This is a genomic window from Phocaeicola sp. RTP21198st1_B8_RTP21198_201120 (assembly GCF_040929485.1).
GTDB lineage: Bacteria > Bacteroidota > Bacteroidia > Bacteroidales > Bacteroidaceae > Phocaeicola > Phocaeicola dorei.
In genome coordinates, this window is the sequence record NZ_JBCOCI010000396.1 from 360 (window position 1) to 1,264 (window position 905).

Sequence of the window (905 nt, forward strand, 5' to 3'; positions counted from 1 at the left end):
TCGCCATAAATAAGATAAAAACAGGAACTCTCATTATCGCTTACTTTTGACGGTTTGTACCTTGAATATCACCACCACGAATACTCCAGGAGTCTGTTGCTAATGTCTTATTGACAGCAAAAGCCTTTATCGAACCGATATTATTAGATCCGATCGTTCCGCAATAAAGCCGTCTGTCCGGGCCAATGCTAACAGCTGCCATGACTTGTTGTCCCACAGTCTCTTCAAAAACAATGTTTCCATTAGTGATGTCAAGTCCCAGCACTTTGTTATTCGATTGGGTACCGATATAAAGAATACCATCCGTACTCAAAGCACCTCCACTGTAGTTCAAATTGTTACCCACATTTTTCTCCCAGATTTTAGATCCGCTGGCATTTACTGCATGAACAGTCTGCGATCCTTTTTCAGTAAAATAGACATTGCCATTTTTATCAGCAATCGGGAAATAAGCATCTCCTTTTGTAGTCGGATACGTCCATTTCTTCGTTCCGTTTGTCATATCAACAGCAACGAGTCCTCCATTTTTCAAAGTCGCATAAAGTACCTGATCCTTCAAAGCAAACGTAGCTTGTTCTGTCACATTCACTTCTTCCAATTTCCAATTCTGCTCTTTATTCGGTTTAAAAGAATAAATGGCTGCACTTGTACCTGCATAAACATTTCCGGCTTTATCAATAGCCACAGCACTACCGGTTGCCCCGTCAAGCGATTGTTGCCATTTAATAGCACCACTGGATGCATCCAGCGCATACAACGTACTCTTATTGGTGAGACAGTAAAGAACACCATCGGCCGACAATGCAGGGAAAGCTCCTATCGCAGCATCCAATTTTACTGCCCACTTTTGAGTTCCGTTCGGATTAATAGCATATACATTATTAATAGTGGCATTTCTTACACAC

General features: G+C 41.4%; 1 protein-coding gene. It reads right to left on the reverse strand.

All coding sequences use genetic code 11. From position 1 onward, the window contains the following. Positions 1–40: 40 nt before the first annotated feature. A partial coding sequence (locus tag AB5935_RS26670; protein WP_368327943.1) for a PQQ-binding-like beta-propeller repeat protein occupies positions 41–905 on the reverse strand: 865 nt, incomplete at its 5' end.